The 5,476-nt window shown below is 55.3% G+C and carries 2 rRNA genes; both read left to right on the forward strand.

What is annotated here, in order from left to right:
* Positions 1–113 precede the first annotated feature (113 nt).
* A 16S ribosomal RNA gene (locus NQJ30_RS18710) occupies positions 114–1,635 on the forward strand.
* Between the two features lie 560 nt (positions 1,636–2,195).
* Positions 2,196–5,335 (forward strand): 23S ribosomal RNA (locus NQJ30_RS18715).
* The 16S and 23S rRNA genes sit together here, the layout of an rRNA operon.
* Positions 5,336–5,476 lie beyond the last annotated feature (141 nt).

Below are 5,476 nucleotides of genomic sequence, written 5' to 3' on the forward strand. Positions count from 1 at the left end.
GCTGTGCCGCCACCCCGTGGTGGGCATGGTTTTTACAGCTGGTTTCAAATTTTTGCAGCCTTCGTTTCCCGTTATTTCCGGGGGTGTTGGTTGTTTTCTGTTTTTGTTTTACTTCAACGGAGAGTTTGATCCTGGCTCAGGATGAACGCTGGCGGCGTGCTTAACACATGCAAGTCGAACGATGATGCCAGCTTGCTGGTGGATTAGTGGCGAACGGGTGAGTAACACGTGAGTAACCTGCCCTTGACTCTGGGATAAGCCTGGGAAACTGGGTCTAATACCGGATATGACTCCTCATCGCATGGTGGGGGGTGGAAAGCTTTTGTGGTTTTGGATGGACTCGCGGCCTATCAGCTTGTTGGTGAGGTAATGGCTCACCAAGGCGACGACGGGTAGCCGGCCTGAGAGGGTGACCGGCCACACTGGGACTGAGACACGGCCCAGACTCCTACGGGAGGCAGCAGTGGGGAATATTGCACAATGGGCGGAAGCCTGATGCAGCGACGCCGCGTGAGGGATGACGGCCTTCGGGTTGTAAACCTCTTTCAGTAGGGAAGAAGCGTAAGTGACGGTACCTGCAGAAGAAGCGCCGGCTAACTACGTGCCAGCAGCCGCGGTAATACGTAGGGCGCAAGCGTTATCCGGAATTATTGGGCGTAAAGAGCTCGTAGGCGGTTTGTCGCGTCTGCCGTGAAAGTCCGGGGCTCAACTCCGGATCTGCGGTGGGTACGGGCAGACTAGAGTGATGTAGGGGAGACTGGAATTCCTGGTGTAGCGGTGAAATGCGCAGATATCAGGAGGAACACCGATGGCGAAGGCAGGTCTCTGGGCATTAACTGACGCTGAGGAGCGAAAGCATGGGGAGCGAACAGGATTAGATACCCTGGTAGTCCATGCCGTAAACGTTGGGCACTAGGTGTGGGGGACATTCCACGTTTTCCGCGCCGTAGCTAACGCATTAAGTGCCCCGCCTGGGGAGTACGGCCGCAAGGCTAAAACTCAAAGGAATTGACGGGGGCCCGCACAAGCGGCGGAGCATGCGGATTAATTCGATGCAACGCGAAGAACCTTACCAAGGCTTGACATGGACTGGAAATACCTGGAGACAGGTGCCCCGCTTGCGGCCGGTTCACAGGTGGTGCATGGTTGTCGTCAGCTCGTGTCGTGAGATGTTGGGTTAAGTCCCGCAACGAGCGCAACCCTCGTTCTATGTTGCCAGCGCGTAATGGCGGGGACTCATAGGAGACTGCCGGGGTCAACTCGGAGGAAGGTGGGGACGACGTCAAATCATCATGCCCCTTATGTCTTGGGCTTCACGCATGCTACAATGGCCGGTACAAAGGGTTGCGATACTGTGAGGTGGAGCTAATCCCAAAAAGCCGGTCTCAGTTCGGATTGGGGTCTGCAACTCGACCCCATGAAGTCGGAGTCGCTAGTAATCGCAGATCAGCAACGCTGCGGTGAATACGTTCCCGGGCCTTGTACACACCGCCCGTCAAGTCACGAAAGTTGGTAACACCCGAAGCCGGTGGCCTAACCCCTTGTGGGAGGGAGCTGTCGAAGGTGGGACTGGCGATTGGGACTAAGTCGTAACAAGGTAGCCGTACCGGAAGGTGCGGCTGGATCACCTCCTTTCTAAGGAGCGCCTACAGACCGGTTCATGCCATGTATGTGGTGTGGGGGTTTGTCAGGAGTACGCCCGTTGCGCAGACGTTTGTTCTGCGGCGGGTGCTCACGGGTGGAATATCAACAAATAGGTGCCTGGTGGCACGGACCGGTTTTGTTAGTACGGACCTTTTGCTTCTTCCTTTGGTGGGAGGGTGAGGGGTTGTGGAACGCGGCTGGTGCGTGGTGGTGGGTAGTGTTTGGCACACTGTTGGGTCCTGAGGCAACAGGACCGGGGTTTTCCTTCCCTTTGTGGGTGGGGGTTCCGGGTTTGTTTGTTTCTGGTTTCCTGGCTGCACTGATCATGCGTGGTGACTTCCTTGTGGGGTTGCGTGTGTGGGGTGTGTGGTTTGGGGTTGTTGTTTGAGAACTACATAGTGGACGCGAGCATCTTTTATAAGAAGCAATTTCCAAGAATATGAACCTGGATCTGGCTGCGCGTGGTGATGGTCTGCCCTTTTGGGGTGGGGTGTTGTTGGGTGTGGTTGGTTTTCGTGGTTCTCTCGTGAATTAGTTTTTTGATCTTTTGTGGTCAAGTTTTTAAGAGCACACGGTGGATGCCTTGGCATTAGGAGCCGAAGAAGGACGTAGGAATCTGCGATAAGCCTGGGGGAGTCGATAACCGGACTGTGATCCCAGGGTGTCCGAATGGGGAAACCCCGCCGAGCGCGCGAGTGACTCGGTGACCCGTACCTGAACACATAGGGTGCGTGGGGGGAACGCGGGGAAGTGAAACATCTCAGTACCCGCAGGAAGAGAAAACAATAGTGATTCCGTTAGTAGTGGCGAGCGAACGCGGATCAGGCTAAACCGTTCCATGTGTGATAGCCGGCGGGCGTTGCATGGTCGGGGTTGTGGGACTTTCCATACCAGTTCTGCCGGGCTGGTGGGGTGTGATGTGCAGGCATAGGTGAACGGTCTTGAAAGGCCGGCCAGAGAGGGTGTGAGCCCCGTAACCGAAATGTTTTGTGCCGCCCGGATGAGTATCCCAAGTAGCACGGGGCCCGAGAAATCCCGTGTGAATCTGTCAGGACCACCTGATAAGCCTAAATACTCCCTAATGACCGATAGCGGACCAGTACCGTGAGGGAAAGGTGAAAAGTACCCCGGGAGGGGAGTGAAACAGTACCTGAAACCGTGTGCTTACAATCCGTCGGAGCATCTGCAGCTTGCTGTATGGGTGTGACGGCGTGCCTTTTGAAGAATGAGCCTGCGAGTTAGTGTTACGTCGCGAGGTTAACCCGTGTGGGGAAGCCGTAGCGAAAGCGAGTCTGAATAGGGCGTTGCAGTGGCGTGATCTAGACCCGAAGCGAAGTGATCTACCCATGGCCAGGTTGAAGCGACGGTAAGACGTCGTGGAGGACCGAACCCACTTCAGTTGAAAATGGAGGGGATGAGCTGTGGGTAGGGGTGAAAGGCCAATCAAACTTCGTGATAGCTGGTTCTCCCCGAAATGCATTTAGGTGCAGCGTTGCGTGTTTCTTGCTGGAGGTAGAGCTACTGGATGGCTAATGGGCCCTACAAGGTTACTGACGTCAGCCAAACTCCGAATGCCGGTAAGTGAGAGCGCAGCAGTGAGACTGTGGGGGATAAGCTTCATAGTCGAGAGGGAAACAGCCCAGACCACCAACTAAGGCCCCTAAGCGTGTGCTAAGTGGGAAAGGATGTGGAGTTGCGAAGACAACCAGGAGGTTGGCTTAGAAGCAGCCATCCTTAAAAGAGTGCGTAATAGCTCACTGGTCAAGTGATTCCGCGCCGACAATGTAGCGGGGCTCAAGTACACCGCCGAAGTTGTGGCATTCACACAGTCTCTAAGCCTTTGTGGTTCAGGAGTGTGGATGGGTAGGGGAGCGTCGTGTGGGCAGTGAAGTCGCGGTGTAAACCAGCGGTGGAGCCTACACGAGTGAGAATGCAGGCATGAGTAGCGAAAGACGGGTGAGAAACCCGTCCGCCGAATGATCAAGGGTTCCAGGGTCAAGCTAATCTGCCCTGGGTAAGTCGGGACCTAAGGCGAGGCCGACAGGCGTAGTCGATGGACAACGGGTTGATATTCCCGTACCGGCGAAAAACCGTCCATGTTGAACAGGGGATACTAACCGCCCGAAACCTGCCCGATCACCCTTGTGGTGTGAGGGTTTTGGTGGAGCGCGGGACCTGATCCTGGGAGGCAAGCGTATTAACAGGTGTGACGCAGGAAGGTAGCCGAGCCGGGCGATGGTTGTCCCGGTCTAAGGATGTAGGGCGAGTGGTAGGCAAATCCGCCACTCATGATGCCTGAGATCTGATGGGACCCCCTTTGTTGGGGGGATTTGGTGATCCTATGCTGCCGAGAAAAGCATCGACGCGAGGTTTTAGCCGCCCGTACCCCAAACCGACACAGGTGATCAGGTAGAGAATACTAAGGCGATCGAGAGAATTATGGTTAAGGAACTCGGCAAAATGCCCCCGTAACTTCGGGAGAAGGGGGGCCCCAACCTTGAACACCACGTGCTGGTGGGAGGGGATCGGGGCCGCAGAGACCAGGGGGAAGCGACTGTTTACTAAAAACACAGGTCCGTGCGAAGTCGCAAGACGATGTATACGGACTGACTCCTGCCCGGTGCTGGAAGGTTAAGAGGACCGGTTAGCCCTTACGGGCGAAGCTGAGAATTTAAGCCCCAGTAAACGGCGGTGGTAACTATAACCATCCTAAGGTAGCGAAATTCCTTGTCGGGTAAGTTCCGACCTGCACGAATGGAGTAACGACTTCCCCGCTGTCTCAACCATAAACTCGGCGAAATTGCAGTACGAGTAAAGATGCTCGTTACGCGCAGCAGGACGGAAAGACCCCGAGACCTTTACTATAGTTTGGTATTGGTGTTCGGAGTGGCTTGTGTAGGATAGGTGGGAGACGTTGAAGCCCGGACGCCAGTTCGGGTGGAGTCATCGTTGAAATACCACTCTGGTCACTTTGGACATCTAACTTCGGCCCGTAATCCGGGTCAGGGACAGTGCCTGATGGGTAGTTTAACTGGGGCGGTTGCCTCCTAAAAAGTAACGGAGGCGCCCAAAGGTTCCCTCAGCCTGGTTGGCAATCAGGTGTCGAGTGTAAGTGCACAAGGGAGCTTGACTGTGAGAGAGACATCTCGAGCAGGGACGAAAGTCGGGACTAGTGATCCGGCGGTACATTGTGGAATGGCCGTCGCTCAACGGATAAAAGGTACCTCGGGGATAACAGGCTGATCTTGCCCAAGAGTCCATATCGACGGCATGGTTTGGCACCTCGATGTCGGCTCGTCGCATCCTGGGGCTGGAGTAGGTCCCAAGGGTTGGGCTGTTCGCCCATTAAAGCGGTACGCGAGCTGGGTTTAGAACGTCGTGAGACAGTTCGGTCCCTATCCGCTGCGCGCGCAGGAAATTTGAGAAGGGCTGTCCTTAGTACGAGAGGACCGGGACGGACGAACCTCTGGTGTGTCAGTTGTACTGCCAAGTGCACCGCTGATTAGCTACGTTCGGATGGGATAACCGCTGAAAGCATCTAAGCGGGAAGCTCGCTTCGAGATGAGATTTCCATACACCTTGTGTGTGAGAGGCCCCCAGCCAGACCACTGGGTTGATAGGCCGGATGTGGAAGCGAGGACTAACGACTCGTGAAGCTGACCGGTACTAATAGGCCGATAACTTACACCACACACCACCCGTGGCAAACGGTTTCAAAAGCGTTTGCACCCATCACGGGTGGTACAAAGAAAATAAGACTGCTTGCGTCCACTATGTGGTTCCCAACCAACAAACCCGCACCAAGGGTTTCGTTGCCCAGGGAACAAAAAAC

The organism is Pseudarthrobacter sulfonivorans, assembly GCF_024391045.1.
Classification (GTDB): domain Bacteria; phylum Actinomycetota; class Actinomycetes; order Actinomycetales; family Micrococcaceae; genus Arthrobacter; species Arthrobacter sulfonivorans_B.